Here is a 13042-nt window from a genome sequence, read left to right on the forward strand (position 1 = left end):
TGCCCGCGCCGGGATCAATGACCCATGGGAGCGGGGCCGCCGAGCTTGACCTTGCGCAAGGTCAGCGCCAGCGGGATGGCGGAGAGCGAGATCAGCATCAGGACCCAGAACGCATCCATGTAGGACAGGAACGAGGCCTGGGTCTGCACCTGCTGCCCGATCCACTGGATCGCCTGTTGATGCGCCTGCGCCAGCGAATTGCCCTGGGCGACGAAGAAGTCGGTGACCTGGTGCAGCGTGTCCTGGTATTGCGGGCTTGACGGCGTCACCTGCTCGACCAGCCGGCTCTGGTGGAATTGCTGGCGATGCGTCAGCACGTTGGACACGATCGAGACGCCGATCGAGCCGCCGGTGTTGCGCGCCGCGTTGATCAGCGCGGAGGCCTGGTCGGTCTTCCCGGCGGGAATGCCGTCATAGGACGCCGCCATGATCGGCACGAAGATCAGCGGCAGGCCGACGCCGATCAGCATGCGCGAGCGCGCCATGAACCAGAAGCCGAGATCGCCATAGACGTTGGTCATGCTGTACATGGAGGCGGCGATCACCAGCGCACCGGTAACGATCAGGTATTTCGGCTGCACCCTGGCGGCGAGCCGGCCGACGGCGAACATCATCATCATGGTGACGACGCCGCCGGGCGAGAGCACGAGGCCGGCCCAGGTCGCGGTGTAGCCGAAGTCCTGCTGCACCAGCTGCGGCAGGAATTGCGTGGTCGCGAGCAGGATGGCGCCGGTCGCCAGCATCACCAGGAAGCAGGCGCCGAACTGCCGGGTTGCGACCATGCGCAGGTCGATCATCGGATTGCGCCGGGTCATCTCCCACGGGATCATCAGCACGAACGCCGCGGCGCAGATCGCCGCAAAGGTGATGATGAAGGGCGAGGCGAACCAGTCGTCCTCGAGGCCGCGGTCGAGCACCACCTCGAGCGCGCCGAGGAAGGTCGCGACCAGCGCGAAGCCGATGAAGTCGAACCTGTTGTCCTGGGGCTGCACTCCCTTGGCTTTCGCGGTCGCGGGCTCCTGCAGCACGGCGGCGATCAGCGCGATCGCGAACACGCCGACCGGCGCGTTGATCAGGAAACACCAGTGCCACGACAGGTTGTCGGACAGCCAGCCGCCGAGCGTCGGCCCGACCACCGGCGCCACCACGACGGCAATGCCGAACACCGCGAACGCCTGCCCGCGCTTGGCCGGCGGGAACGCATCGGCGAGAATCGATTGCGCCACCGGCACCATGCCGCCGCCGCCGAGACCCTGCAGGATACGGAACAGCAGCAGCGCGTTCAGATTGGGCGCAAAACCGCACAGGATCGAGCTGACCGTGAAGATGCCGAGGCAGATCAGGAAGAAGGTCTTGCGCCCGAGCGTGCGGGCGAGAAAGCCGGAGGCGGTCAGGATGATGGCGTTGGACACCAGATAGGTGGTGACCACCCAGGAGGCCTCGTCCTCGCTCACGCCCATGCCGCCGGCGATATAGGGCAGCGCCACGTTGGCGATGGTGGTGTCGAGCACCTCCATGAAGCTCGCGAGCGCGACCACGATGGCGATCAGCCAGGGATTGACGGTGACGCTCGGAGCCGGAATGCCCTTGGCATCGATCGCGGCGACACTCATCACAGCCTCCGGAGGCTCGACTTCTCAAGGCGCTCGAAGAGGGACGGCGCGGCATCGATCCGCACCGTCGGGACAACGGACATGCCCGGGCCGAGCGCGACGTCGGCCGGCGGGTTGTCCATCACGATCTTCACCGGCACGCGCTGCACGATCTTGACGTAGTTGCCGGTGGCGTTCTGCGCCGGCAGCAGCGAGAACGCGGTGCCGGAGCCCGGCTGCACGCTCTCGACATGGCCCTGGATGGTGCGTCCGGGATAGGCGTCGATCTTCATCGTCACGCTCTCGCCCGGCCGCATCTTGTCGAGCTGGATCTCCTTGAAGTTCGCGGTGACCCAGGTCTGGTCGGGCACGAACATCGTGAGGTTGGTGCCTGCCTGGGCGAACTGGCCGACCGCGGCCGACAGGTTGACGACGCGGCCCGGCTGCGCGGCGATGACCGTCGTATAGGACAGATTGAGCTTGGCCTGGTCGCGCTGCGCCTCGGCCTGGGCGAGGTTGGCGACCGCGCTCTTGCGCTGCGCCTTCAGCGACTCGACCTGGCGCTGCGCGAGGTTGAGCGTCGCCTGCGCGTTCAGCAGCGCAGCCTGCTGCTGATGCAGCTGCGAGGTGAACTGCTCGGAATTCTGCACAGTGCCGTAGCCGGATTGCTCCAGATGCTGGTAGCGCGTCGCCTGCTGCTGGGCGAACACCAGCGCCGCCTGCGCCTGGTCGACCTGCGCCTGATTGGCAGCAATCTGCGCCTGCTGCACGTCGAGCTGCGCATCGACATTCTCGATGCTGGCGCGCGCGGCCGCGACCTGCGCCTCGGCCTGCGCCAGCGCGACGCGATAGTCGCGGTCATCGAGCCGGGCGATCACGTCGCCGGCCGCGACGTGCTGGTTGTCGGTGACCGGGACGGCGGTGATGTAGCCGGAGATCTTCGGCGCGAGCGCCGACTGCCGCGCCGCGATGAAGGCGTCGTCGGTGGATTCGAAATGCGCGCTGTAGTCCATGTAGAGATAGCCGCCGCCGATCGCTGCGGCGAGCAGCACGGCGCCGATCGCGGAGACGACCGGACGGCGGCGGAGAAAGCTGCGCCGTGTTGCCTTGCCGATGACCTCCGGCGGGATTGTTGCCGGCGGGGCGGGCTGCTTGCCCGCGGGATGCTCCTGCGCCGGAGCCCGTGCGGTGACCGCGGGCCGGTCAGGCTCATGGGAGGCCGGAGCCGAGGGGGCACCCTCGATGCCCTGGTGGCCCGGTTGGTCGCGCTCCAAGACAGTGTCTTCAAACATGATGGCGGCTCCTGCTGTCAGGCGAGTGCCTTCACAAAAGGAACGGAACCGTTCCGTTCTATGCGGCAAATAGTCCCGCCACCGTGCGCCGTCAATAGAAACGGAACTGTATCGTTCTATTTACAACAAGATGTGATAAGGCTATATTGCCTGATATTGCCGGCCTGACCGGCCCATCGAACCCGGGTCGATGCGATGACCACCAGCACCCTGAAGAAGCCGCGGGCGCCGAAAACCAGGCCGGTCGAGGTGCGCGCCGGCCGGCCGCCGAAGGAGCTCGCCGGTGAGGTCGATGCGCGGATTCTCGATGCCGCGCGCAAGGTCTTCCTGCAGCGCGGGTTCGAGGGCGCGAGCATCGACGAGATCGCGGAAGTCGCGCGCTCCGGCAAGCGGACGATCTATGCGCGCTTCCGCGACAAGCGGGCGCTGTTCACGGAAGTGGTGACGCGAGACATCCTGGCACGCATCGCCGAGTTCAAGGCCGATCCGCCGGTCGGTGCGACCATCGAGGAGCGCCTCACCAGCGTTGCCTCGACCCTGCTGCATTGGGGCTTCGATGCCGACCGGATCGGCCTGATGCGGCTCGCCATCGCGGAGGCGCACCGCTTCCCGGATCTCGCCGCCAACGTCAACCGCAGGGCGCGCGCGCTCAGCACCGAGCTCGGCATTCACCTGCTGCGCGACCTGACGCAATCCGACGAGCTCGGCAAGCTGCCGGCCTTCGCGCCGGAGCAGTTGCCGACCACGGCGCGGATGTTCCTCGACATCATCGCGGTGCCGATGCTGCTCCGGGCGCTGTTCGAGGTCGACCTGAAGGCGCTCGATCCCGAGATCGACGCCCATGTCGCGCGCGGCGTCGCGTTCTTCGTCGCTGCGTGCCGGACCGGCTGGGTGGAGAATCCCAAGCCATAGGCGCGCTCAATCGGGCGCGCGCTCTACCGCGTGACGCAGCCAGACCATGCCGCCTTCCAGTGTCTCGCAATGGGTGAGCCGGAGCGATTGTCCGGCGCCGGGGCGGTCGCCTTCGGGGCCGTGATAGTCGACGATGCTTTGCGATCCCGCGACGCCGTCGACCGCCGGAAAGATCAGCGTGCTGAATTCGTCGATCAGCCCATGCTTGAGGAAGGCGCCGTTGATCCCGCCGCCGCCTTCGAGCAGCAGCGTCCTGGCGCCGAACAGCGACGCGAGCTGCGCCATCGCGCCCGGCAGATCGTCGCCCTTCGTGCCTGCAAAGATGTAGGACGCACCGTCCTCGCGCAGCTCGGCGAGATGTGCATCGGACACCTGCTCGCCCAGCACTGCGACGGCGTGATCGCCGCCGACATTGTCCTTGCCGAAATGCACGCGGCCCGACGGATCGATGCCGACAGCAAGCTTGCGGCCGTTACGGTTGCCGAGATGCGCCTCGCGCGGCAGCCTCAGTGGGTTGGTGATATGCCGCTCCGTTCCCTTGGCCATCTCGTTCATGGTGATGCGGCCGATGATCCATCCATCGGCATCGAAGCCGTCATGGATCCGTTCGTAGTGCGAACGCAGTACGTCGGCCGGAATCCCGGCGGCGGCCTTGGTGAAGCGGCTGGGATGAAGCCGGCCGTCGATCGACGTGCCCATGTGGCAGATGATGTGGGGGCGCATAGGCTGAACTCTTCGGTGGGGGATGACCACGCTAACGGGGCGAGTGGGGCAGTTTCAGATTTATAGACGCGCAGGCAGGTTCTCAACGCGGATAACGCCGCGGCGTTTCAACTTCGCTTGTTTAGTCGAACCAGCCGTGCCGCTTGAACCAGAGCACCGGCAGGATGCCGCTGGCGATGATCGCGGCCCAGGCCAAGGGATAGCCGAAGGTCCAGCTCAGCTCCGGCATCTCCTTGAAATTCATGCCCCAGACCCCGACCAGGATGGTCGGGGGAACGCCGACCACCGACACGATGGTCAGGATCTTGAACAGGTCGTTCTGCTGGATGTTGATGAAGCCGAGCACGGCGTCAAGCAGCAGCTGGATCTTGTCCGACAGGCGGGTCTCGTAATCACCCAGCGAAGCCACATCCTTGGAGACGGCCTCGAGCCGGCGCTTCGATGCCGACGTGATCCATTCATTGCCGACGTCGTCGGCGAAGCTCGCGACCCGGCCGACGCCGAGCAGCACGTCGCGCGCCTTCGCCAGGCGATCGGCGAGTTCGCCGATGTTCTCCAGCGCCTCGCGCAGCCTGCGGCTGGAGCGCACTGGACGTTTGCTCCGCACCAGGCCGCCCTTGAAGACGCCTCGCGACAGCCTGTCAGTCTTGGCGCCGAGATGCTCCAGCACGTCGGCGCCGCGATCGATCATGGCCTCGAGCAGCGCGGTGAACACGCACATGCCGTTTTGCAGGCTCTTGTCGGTGCCGATCCGCTTCATGACGTCGTCGAACGTGGTCAGCTTCGCGAACCGCACTGTGACCAGCACCTTTGGGCCGATCACGAAGCCGATATTGGTGATCTCGGCTTCGTTGTTGTCGTCGAGCCGCACCGCCGGCGAGCTCAGATAGAGCCGGTCATGATCGGTGATCAGTCGGCTCGACGCCTCGATCTCGCTCAACGATCGCTCGGACGGGACGCGGATGTCGAGCGCGCGCTCTACGAACTGCTTTTCGTCCTCGGTGGGTTCGAGCAGATCGATCCAGATGATCTCGGAAGGCAATTCCGCGCCGATACTCCGCCAATCGGAGGTCGCCGACCTGTACAGCTTCAGCAATGATCGGGCTCCATGCATGGGGACTTGCGGTCCACACTAATTGCGCGGACGGCAAGCCAGTTCCATGCACTTGGGCGAGCCCGGTCCTTCGCCGGAAGCGGAAGATCCTTAGCTCTTGCTGCTCGCCGTCTTATCGAGCGCGGCACGCAGGCCCTTGGCGAGCTTGACGGCGTCGTCATTGGCCCAGAAATGCATGAAGAACAGGCGCGGCTGTTCGTCCAGCATGTGGCTGTGCAGCGCGGTGACGTCGATGCCGTGCGTCCGCAGCGCCATGATGACGGGGTTGACCTCGTCATTTGTCAGCACGAAATCGCCGGTGATCGCCGCCTTGCCGCCGCCGGTCGGCTGGAAGTTGATGCCGATGGCGACGCCCATCGGGCCAACCGGGCTCAACGCCATGCCCTCTTCAGTGATCGGATCGCGACGGGGCACATTGAACTGATAGACGCCGCCATTGGCCTGGCCCTTGACGCCGATGATCTGATCGAGCTGCGCGGTATCGAGATCGATGGTCGGCGGCGGCGCGGCCGGCGCTGCGGCCTTGAGCGGCGTCTTGCTTTCCGCAAGGCCATCTCGGATCGCGGCGGCGATCTTGACCGGGTCGCCGTGGCCGGCGACGTGCATGTAGAAGGTGGCCGGGCTCGCGCCGAGCAAATGGTTGTGCACGGCCGTGATCTGCAGGCCGTTTCCGATCATCTTCAGCATCACAGGGTTGATTTCGGATTCGAGCAGCACCAGGTCGCCCATCGCCATGACGTCGTCGTGCATGGGCTTGAAGGCAACCCAGCCGCCGAGCGCCAGCGCCGGCTTGATGGTGATGCCGTCGAGCGTCACCGTCAGATCGCTCCGCGGAAAGCCGTAGCGATGCACGTCACCGGTGACGGAGGGCTTTCTGCCCAGCGTGTCGTTGACCTTCTGCCAGTCGATCGCCTGCGCATGTGCCGACGAGACGAACGGCTCGGTGAACACCTGCCAGTCGATCCTTTGCGCGCTCCCGCCGGTGGCGAAGAGGCAGGCACTGACGCCGATCAGCGCCGAAATCGTGTGTCGCATTGGATTGCTCCCTTGAACCTCTTTCGATGCTTCGGATCGTGGCTCTATTGCTTCGAGAGCCCGACAATGGTGCGGAACCCGGCGATGTTCTGCACCGAGATTTCGACGGGATCGCCGAAGCGGACGGCATTGAAGATCAGGCCGTCCTGGACCTTGAACGGTTCGATCCGGTCCGGAGATAACCGGATCAGCAGCGTGTCGTTGCGTTCATCGACGCGATCGACGACGCCGCACAGTGTCTCGCTCCCTTGCGGGTGGACCATCGCCGCCTGCATTGTCACGGCCGCCTCCTGCCGCTCATCGAGGGCGGCCGGCGCTGCCAGGGTTGCGCCCGGCCACAGCACGGCCATGCACAGGGCCACAATTGCTCTCATCATGTTGTCACTCCATCGATCGGTTGACGGCTCTCGGGCGCGCGGGAGCTCAGTCCCGCTCCTTGACCTGGCCGCTGCCGTCGATCACGAGCCGCACCGGCTTGCCGTTCTTTATCGCCTTCGCCGTCGTGCCTTCGGCCGTCGACTTGACCTCGCTGATCTCGGCGTAGCCGGCGGCGCGAAGTTTTGCGACGAGTTCGTCCAGCGTCAGGGCATGGGCCGGCATGACCGCGCCCGCGATCGTCAGGGCGAGAATCAAATGGGAGAGTCTTCCTGTCTGCATGGTTGTTCTCCTGGTTGTGTTGTGCTGCCCCAGGTTCCCAAGCTGCGCGCCGCTCCGCTCAGATGATGCCGACAAGGCGCAGCAGTACGCCCGTGATGCAGGAGGCGGCGAGGACGCTGAGCATCCCCGCATTGAAGCGGAAGATCGCGATCGCGGCGGCGATCGACAACGCCAGCGCCGGCCAGTCGAGGCTAGCAGGCACCGGCGCGTCGAACGACAGGCCTAGCCCGTGCACCGGGAATGTTTGCCGAAACAGCGTGTGCAGCGCGAACCAGATCGACAGATTGAGGATCACGCCGACCACGGCGGCGGTGATCGCCGAAAGCGCGCCCGCCAGCGCCTTGTTGCCGCGCAGCGCCTCGATGTAGGGCGCCCCGACGAAGATCCACAGGAAGCACGGCGTGAACGTCACCCAGGTCGCGAGCAAGCCGCCGAGCGTGGCGGCCAACATCGGCGACAGCCCGCTCGCCTCGCGGAACGCCGCCATGAAGCCCACGAACTGCACCACCATGATCAGCGGTCCGGGCGTGGTCTCGGCCATGCCGAGCCCGTCCAGCATCTCGCGCGGGCTGACCCAGTGATAATAGTCGGCGGCCTGTTGCGCGACATAGGCAAGCACGGCGTAGGCGCCGCCGAACGTCACCATCGCCATCTTGCTGAAGAAGATGGCGATCTGGGTGAACACGTCGCCGGGTCCCAAGGCAATCAGCAGGGCGAACACCGGCACCAGCCAGAGCGCGAGCCAGATGGCGCCGACCCGCAAGGTGCGCGATGCGTTGGGACGGACATGGTCCGGCACCGCTTCACCGAGCATGCTGTCGATCACGGCGGAATTCTTGCCGCCATGCTCGATCGCCGCAAATTCGCTCCGGCCGAGGCGTGCGCCGACCAGCCCTGTGACCGCGGCGGCGCCGATGATCAGCGGAAACGGCACGGCGAAGAAGAAGATCGCGACAAAGGCGATCGCCGCGAGCGCGATCATCACCCGGTTGCGCAGCGCGCGCTTGCCGACCCGCACCACGGCCTGGATCACGATGGCCAGCACCGCCGCCTTCAGGCCGAAGAACAGCGCCTCGACAAACCCGACATTGCCATATGCCGCGTAAATATAGCTGAGGCCCATGATGGCGAAGATGCCGGGCAGGATGAACAGCCCGCCCGCCACGATGCCGCCGAGCGTCCGGTGCAGCAGCCAGCCGATATAGGTCGCCAGCTGCTGCGCCTCCGGCCCCGGCAGCAGCATGCAGTAATTGAGGGCGTGCAGGAAACGCCCCTCCGATATCCAGTTCTTCTCCTCGACCAGGATGCGATGCATCACCGCGATCTGGCCAGCCGGCCCGCCAAAGCTCAGGATGGCGACGCGTATCCAGACCAGCAGCGCCTCGTTGAAGGAGATGCCGTGCGCGGGCTCATGCCCGCGCGCCTTCGCTGTCGTTGCGACGTCGGTCATGGCTTCACCTTGCTGGTCGGCCAGTTGTGCGTCTCCTTGGTCGCATCGCGGCACCATCGGTAGAAGGCGTCGTAGAGCAGCAGCCCGGCGCTCAACTGTTCGAGGTCGTCGTCGAACATGCGCGACAGGCCGAGCGAGGCGGCGAGCAGCCCGGGCGCCTCCGGCGAAAGCTCGAGCCGCGCGGTATCGGCCGCCCGCACCATCGTCGCGAGCCGCTCCAGCGCCGGCGTCGCGAGTCCGAATTCCTTGACCATCACGTCGAAGGTGCAGAGCTCGCCGCGGTGGCTCCAGAACACGTTCTCGATGTCGAACGGCGTGGCGTCGAACCGTTCGGCGACCGCCTCGACCTCCGCCGATGTGACGAACAGGAACACGGCCGCGGGATCGACGAAGCGGCGGATCAGCCATGGACAGGCGATGCGGTCGATCTTCGGCCGCGATCGCGTCACCCAGACGGTGCGACCCCGCCCGTCGCGTTTTGGAATCTTGTCGGCGGGAACGGTCGGTAGCTCCGCTTCCCGCCAGCCGAGGTGGCCGCCCTCGAGAATCTCGGCCGCGATGTTGCTGCAGCGGAGCCAGGCGGCGGTGCCTTCGGAAAGCTTCTGTCCCTTCTGGCAGACCACGACCACGGACTGCCCGGTGAAACGGGAAGCCCAGTCCTGGACGCCGAGATGGGAGTAGCGGACCGCGCCCGGGATCAGGCGCGGATCGGCAGCGAAATCTTCATCGAGACGAACGTCGACAAGCGTCGGCGCCTTCGCCGTGCCGATGAGACGGGACAATTTTTCTGATGAGATCGATGTGTATGACGACATGGTGCGCCCTTGGTGACAGGACGCGATTCTTGGGCATGTCGCCTCGCGGGGAGATCGCACATCCCCGTACACACATCAAAAACCCTGATCTCCAGGCTGTCAACCTGACTTTGCCAAATCCCGCAGCTATCGCCGATCGACTGTCACGAAAACTTCATCGCGCAGCTTGGAACAAGCATCCGTGGACTCAGGCCGATGGGGTCACCTCTCCGCCTCCGGCGAGATGCGAATAGGAACATACAATTCGCTGCCGAGTTGCGCGGTGGCAGGGACCAACTCAGGTAGATGCCGACACCGCGAACGTGTCGCGCTCCCGCCTGCATTCATTGGAGCAATGCCGATTGATGGACAGTCATTATTGGCATGCGACGCCTGTTGCTCTTGTCGTTATGCTGCTCATCACAACAACCGGCGGCGCTCTCGCCCACGATCACCAGCACCCCGAATTGAACGGTTGGTACGAGGGCTTGCATAGCAGCAAGGGTCCCTGCTGCGATGGCACGGATGCGCAGCACATCGACGACGTCGACTGGGAAACCAGGAATGGCCATTATCGGGTGCGCATCGATGGCGAGTGGGTTGACGTTCCGAACGAAGCCGTCGTGCCCGGACCGAACCTGTCCGGCCGACCCATCGTGTGGCCCTACTACATAGACGGTCACCCGAAGGCGCGTTGCTTCATGCCCGGCAGCATGGGCTGACGCCCGCCGCTGACATCCCGCCGCCATGTCTCGATGCGCGCCCGGCCGGCCGACAGCATGGTTGACCAATATAGGGTACCCCCCTATATTAGGTTCATGTCGCATACCATCAAGCACAAGTCCAAGCTCGTCGGCCGGGTTCGCCGCATCAAGGGCCAGCTGGAGGCCGTCGAGCGCGCGCTGGAGTCCGAGATTGGTTGTGCCGACGTGCTGATGCTGGTGGCCTCGGTCCGCGGCGCCATCAACGGGCTGACCGCGGAATTGCTCGAGGACCATATCCGTCATCACGTCGTGGATCCCGCTCACGAGAAGGATCCCGAGAAGGCGCAAGGCGCCGCGGACCTGATCGACGTCGTTCGTACCTATTTGAAGTGAGTACCATGACCGACCTGTCTCAGCTGCTCCAGCAGAGCAGCGCGCATGCGTGGCTGTTCGTGCCCAGCGCGATCCTGCTCGGCGCACTGCACGGGCTCGAGCCCGGCCACTCCAAGACGATGATGGCGGCCTTCATCATCGCGATCCGCGGCACGGTGGTGCAGGCGGTGCTGCTCGGCCTGGCGGCGACGATCTCGCACACCGCCATCGTCTGGCTGGTTGCGCTCGCCGGACTTCATTTCGGCCAGCAATGGTCCGGAGAACGCAGCGAAGCCTGGCTGCAACTGGCGTCGGCGGTGATCATCATCGCGATCGCGGCCTGGATGGCCTGGCGCACCTGGCGCGAGCAGGCTGCCGAACACGATCATCACCATCATCACGACGAAACGCGCCAGCTTGTCTTGGCCGGACAATCGCTGTCGCTCGAGGTCTTCGAGGACGGCGCGCCGCCGCGCTGGCGGTTGCGAAGCGAGGCTGGAGCGCTGCCGGCGGCCGGCGATGTTGATGTCGTGACGATCCGTCCCGACGGCAGCGAGCAACGCTTTCGCTTCGCGGGCAGGGATGGCTATCTGGAAAGCATCGACGAAATTCCGGAGCCGCATGCCTTCAAGGCGCGCGTCTCGGTCCGCGCGGACGTGGCGGAAGTCCTGTTCGAGGAGCATGACCATGCGCATATGGATCTCGGCGATGAGGACGACGCGCATGCGCGCGCGCACGCCGCCGACATCCGCAAGCGCTTTGCCGGACGCACCGTGACGACATGGCAGATCATCCTGTTCGGCCTGACCGGCGGGCTGATTCCGTGTCCGGCGGCGATCACCGTGCTGCTGCTCTGTCTCCAGCTCAAGCAGTTCAGCCTCGGCTTTGTGCTGGTGCTTTGCTTCGGCATCGGGCTTGCGCTCACCATGGTCTCTGCCGGTGTTGCGGCCGCGCTGAGCCTGCGTCATGTCGAACGTCATTGGGCCGGTTTCAGCCGCTTTGCCCATCGCGCGCCCTACGTGTCGGCCGCGCTGATCGTGCTCGTCGGCCTCTACACCGGCTGGCTCGGGTTGCACGCGATCACGGCGTGATCCGGGATCACGGTGTGATCCGGGATCGCGGCCCGATCCGCTTCGCCCCACCTCCATCTTGAAACCTGCGCGCGGTGGTCTAGATTTGCCTCAAGGGGACAAGGCAGACTCCCCGTGAGACCTCGGTCCAAGCTCTGCGCGACATTCACCGTCGTGGAGCTTTCACATGGACACCGAACCACACACACGTCGTCGTTCCGAAAATCGTCGTTGCAAAATCGCCATCCTGTCGCGTGGCGACGCCGCGTCGCGCCGGGAGGCGACCCGACAAAACAGCCGTTTCGTCCGCGTCTTCGAAGCGCTCGCCGCTTCGGGCATCGAGGCCGTTCCCGTCGTCTATGACGAGACATTCGCCGATGCCGTCCGCGACCAATTGCTGACGATGGACGGCGTTCTCGTCTGGGTCGATCCGATCCATCAGGGCAAGACGCGCGCCGCCCTCGATCCGCTGCTGCGCGAGGTCGCGGCAGAGGGACCGTGGGTCAGCGCGCATCCCGACGTCATCCTCAAGATGGGCGTCAAGGACGTGCTGTACCGGACGCGTCACCTGGGCTGGGGCGCCGACACCCGTCGATACGCCACGGTCGATGCGTTCCGCGCCGAATTTCCCCCGCGCTTGCGCGCGGCTGGTCCGCGCGTGCTCAAGCAGAACCGCGGCAATGGCGGGCAGGGCGTCTGGAAGGTGGAAACCGTGCCGAACACCGACGCGACGATTCGTGTGTTGCATGCGCTGCGCGGCAGCCAGCCGGAGGAGATGCCGCTGGGCGACTTCATGGCGCGCTGCGAGCCGTATTTCGGCTGGGGCGGCTGCATCATCGATCAGGCGTTCCAGCCGCGCCTGCCCGAGGGCATGATCCGTTGCTATGTCAGCGGAGCGAAGGTCGCAGGCTTCGGGCACCAATTGATCAAGGCCCTGATCCCGCCGCCCCCGCAAGGTCCGGATTCTCCGGAAGCGCAGCCCGGACCGCGCATCATGCATGGCCCCGATGCGCCGCAATTCCAGGCACTGCGAAGCTTGATGGAGGACGAATGGATCCCGCAGTTGATGGCGGCGCTGACGATCGATGAAGCGTCGCTGCCGGTGATCTGGGATGCCGATTTCCTCTACGGTCCACGCGATGCTGATGGTGCCGACACCTATGTGCTCTGCGAGATCAACGCGAGCTCGTGCTTCGCGATCCCCGACGAAGCTCCGGCGGCGATCGCCCAAACGGTCAGGGATCGCATCGGTCGGAACATGGCGAGCGTGAGGTGAGCATGCCCTGCAGGCTCCCTGTTTCTACCCATTGCTCGGGGCCCATGGGTG

At 65.4% G+C, this 13042-nt stretch carries 14 protein-coding genes; 5 read left to right on the plus strand and 9 right to left on the minus strand.

The window, feature by feature from the left end:
* Positions 1-14: 14 nt before the first annotated feature.
* Together AKL29_RS24520 and AKL29_RS24525 are read right to left on the minus strand one after the other, a co-directional pair.
* A complete protein-coding gene (locus AKL29_RS24520) occupies positions 15-1613 on the minus strand; it encodes a DHA2 family efflux MFS transporter permease subunit (protein ID WP_050385934.1) in 1599 nt (532 codons plus the stop codon).
* Complete coding sequence (locus AKL29_RS24525) at positions 1613-2884, minus strand: HlyD family secretion protein (protein ID WP_410712123.1); 1272 nt, start codon at positions 2882-2884, stop codon at positions 1613-1615. Before AKL29_RS24525 ends, AKL29_RS24520 begins: the two co-directional genes overlap by 1 nt.
* A gap of 195 nt (positions 2885-3079) precedes the next feature.
* On the opposite strand from AKL29_RS24525, the gene AKL29_RS24530 reads away from it, so the two are divergent.
* Positions 3080-3796: a TetR/AcrR family transcriptional regulator gene (locus AKL29_RS24530; RefSeq protein WP_050385935.1), complete on the plus strand. Its 717-nt coding sequence runs from the start codon at positions 3080-3082 to the stop codon at positions 3794-3796.
* Between the two features lie 6 nt (positions 3797-3802).
* Here AKL29_RS24530 and AKL29_RS24535 read toward each other — a convergent pair whose 3' ends face one another.
* The 7 genes from AKL29_RS24535 to AKL29_RS24565 form a co-directional block, all read right to left on the minus strand.
* The gene (locus AKL29_RS24535; RefSeq protein ID WP_063779938.1) at positions 3803-4519 is read right to left on the minus strand and encodes a dihydrofolate reductase family protein; all 717 of its coding nucleotides are present in this window, start codon (positions 4517-4519) and stop codon (positions 3803-3805) included.
* 121 nt (positions 4520-4640) lie between these two features.
* The gene (locus AKL29_RS24540) at positions 4641-5615 is read right to left on the minus strand and encodes a magnesium transporter CorA family protein (RefSeq protein ID WP_050385937.1); all 975 of its coding nucleotides are present in this window, start codon (positions 5613-5615) and stop codon (positions 4641-4643) included.
* Positions 5616-5723: 108 nt separating this feature from the next.
* Positions 5724-6668, minus strand: a complete 945-nt coding sequence (locus tag AKL29_RS24545) for a DUF1259 domain-containing protein (RefSeq protein ID WP_050385938.1) — start codon at positions 6666-6668, stop codon at positions 5724-5726.
* A gap of 44 nt (positions 6669-6712) precedes the next feature.
* Positions 6713-7018 (minus strand): hypothetical protein, encoded by a 306-nt coding sequence (locus AKL29_RS24550; RefSeq protein WP_050385939.1) that lies wholly within the window; start codon positions 7016-7018, stop codon positions 6713-6715.
* A gap of 73 nt (positions 7019-7091) precedes the next feature.
* Positions 7092-7325 carry a hypothetical protein gene (locus tag AKL29_RS24555; protein ID WP_050385940.1) on the minus strand — a complete coding sequence of 78 codons (234 nt, stop codon included), beginning with the start codon at positions 7323-7325 and terminating at the stop codon, positions 7092-7094.
* Positions 7326-7383: 58 nt separating this feature from the next.
* A complete protein-coding gene (gene chrA / locus AKL29_RS24560) occupies positions 7384-8775 on the minus strand; it encodes a chromate efflux transporter (protein WP_050385941.1) in 1392 nt (463 codons plus the stop codon).
* Entirely contained in the window at positions 8772-9590 is an 819-nt protein-coding gene (locus AKL29_RS24565; protein WP_050385942.1) for a chromate resistance protein ChrB domain-containing protein, read from the minus strand. Before AKL29_RS24565 ends, chrA begins: the two co-directional genes overlap by 4 nt.
* A gap of 344 nt (positions 9591-9934) precedes the next feature.
* Between AKL29_RS24565 and AKL29_RS24570 the strand changes: the two genes are divergently transcribed.
* The 4 genes from AKL29_RS24570 (at position 9935) to AKL29_RS24585 (ending at position 12991) form a co-directional block, all read left to right on the plus strand.
* Positions 9935-10291, plus strand: coding sequence for a hypothetical protein (locus tag AKL29_RS24570; protein ID WP_244482372.1), 357 nt, complete (start codon positions 9935-9937; stop codon positions 10289-10291).
* Positions 10292-10387: 96 nt separating this feature from the next.
* Positions 10388-10666, plus strand: a complete 279-nt coding sequence (locus AKL29_RS24575; RefSeq protein ID WP_028334653.1) for a metal/formaldehyde-sensitive transcriptional repressor — start codon at positions 10388-10390, stop codon at positions 10664-10666.
* Between the two features lie 5 nt (positions 10667-10671).
* Positions 10672-11736, plus strand: a complete 1065-nt coding sequence (locus AKL29_RS24580) for a nickel/cobalt efflux transporter (RefSeq protein WP_050385943.1) — start codon at positions 10672-10674, stop codon at positions 11734-11736.
* 166 nt (positions 11737-11902) lie between these two features.
* On the plus strand, positions 11903-12991 hold the full coding sequence (locus tag AKL29_RS24585; RefSeq protein ID WP_050385944.1) for a Cj0069 family protein: 1089 nt from the start codon (positions 11903-11905) through the stop codon (positions 12989-12991).
* Positions 12992-13042 lie beyond the last annotated feature (51 nt).

This window comes from Bradyrhizobium pachyrhizi (genome assembly GCF_001189245.1).
Classification (GTDB): Bacteria; Pseudomonadota; Alphaproteobacteria; order Rhizobiales; family Xanthobacteraceae; genus Bradyrhizobium; species Bradyrhizobium pachyrhizi.

Coding starts and splice junctions, on each gene's coding strand:
- AKL29_RS24565 (WP_050385942.1), bottom strand. CDS start 9,590: ATGTCGTCATACACATCGATCTCATCAGAAAAATTGTCCCGTCTCATC.
- AKL29_RS24530 (WP_050385935.1), top strand. CDS start 3,080: ATGACCACCAGCACCCTGAAGAAGCCGCGGGCGCCGAAAACCAGGCCG.
- AKL29_RS24550 (WP_050385939.1), bottom strand. CDS start 7,018: ATGGCCGTGCTGTGGCCGGGCGCAACCCTGGCAGCGCCGGCCGCCCTC.
- AKL29_RS24525 (WP_410712123.1), bottom strand. CDS start 2,884: ATGTTTGAAGACACTGTCTTGGAGCGCGACCAACCGGGCCACCAGGGC.
- AKL29_RS24585 (WP_050385944.1), top strand. CDS start 11,903: ATGGACACCGAACCACACACACGTCGTCGTTCCGAAAATCGTCGTTGC.
- AKL29_RS24535 (WP_063779938.1), bottom strand. CDS start 4,519: ATGCGCCCCCACATCATCTGCCACATGGGCACGTCGATCGACGGCCGG.
- AKL29_RS24555 (WP_050385940.1), bottom strand. CDS start 7,325: ATGCAGACAGGAAGACTCTCCCATTTGATTCTCGCCCTGACGATCGCG.
- AKL29_RS24580 (WP_050385943.1), top strand. CDS start 10,672: ATGACCGACCTGTCTCAGCTGCTCCAGCAGAGCAGCGCGCATGCGTGG.
- AKL29_RS24570 (WP_244482372.1), top strand. CDS start 9,935: ATGGACAGTCATTATTGGCATGCGACGCCTGTTGCTCTTGTCGTTATG.
- AKL29_RS24520 (WP_050385934.1), bottom strand. CDS start 1,613: ATGAGTGTCGCCGCGATCGATGCCAAGGGCATTCCGGCTCCGAGCGTC.
- chrA (WP_050385941.1), bottom strand. CDS start 8,775: ATGACCGACGTCGCAACGACAGCGAAGGCGCGCGGGCATGAGCCCGCG.
- AKL29_RS24545 (WP_050385938.1), bottom strand. CDS start 6,668: ATGCGACACACGATTTCGGCGCTGATCGGCGTCAGTGCCTGCCTCTTC.
- AKL29_RS24575 (WP_028334653.1), top strand. CDS start 10,388: ATGTCGCATACCATCAAGCACAAGTCCAAGCTCGTCGGCCGGGTTCGC.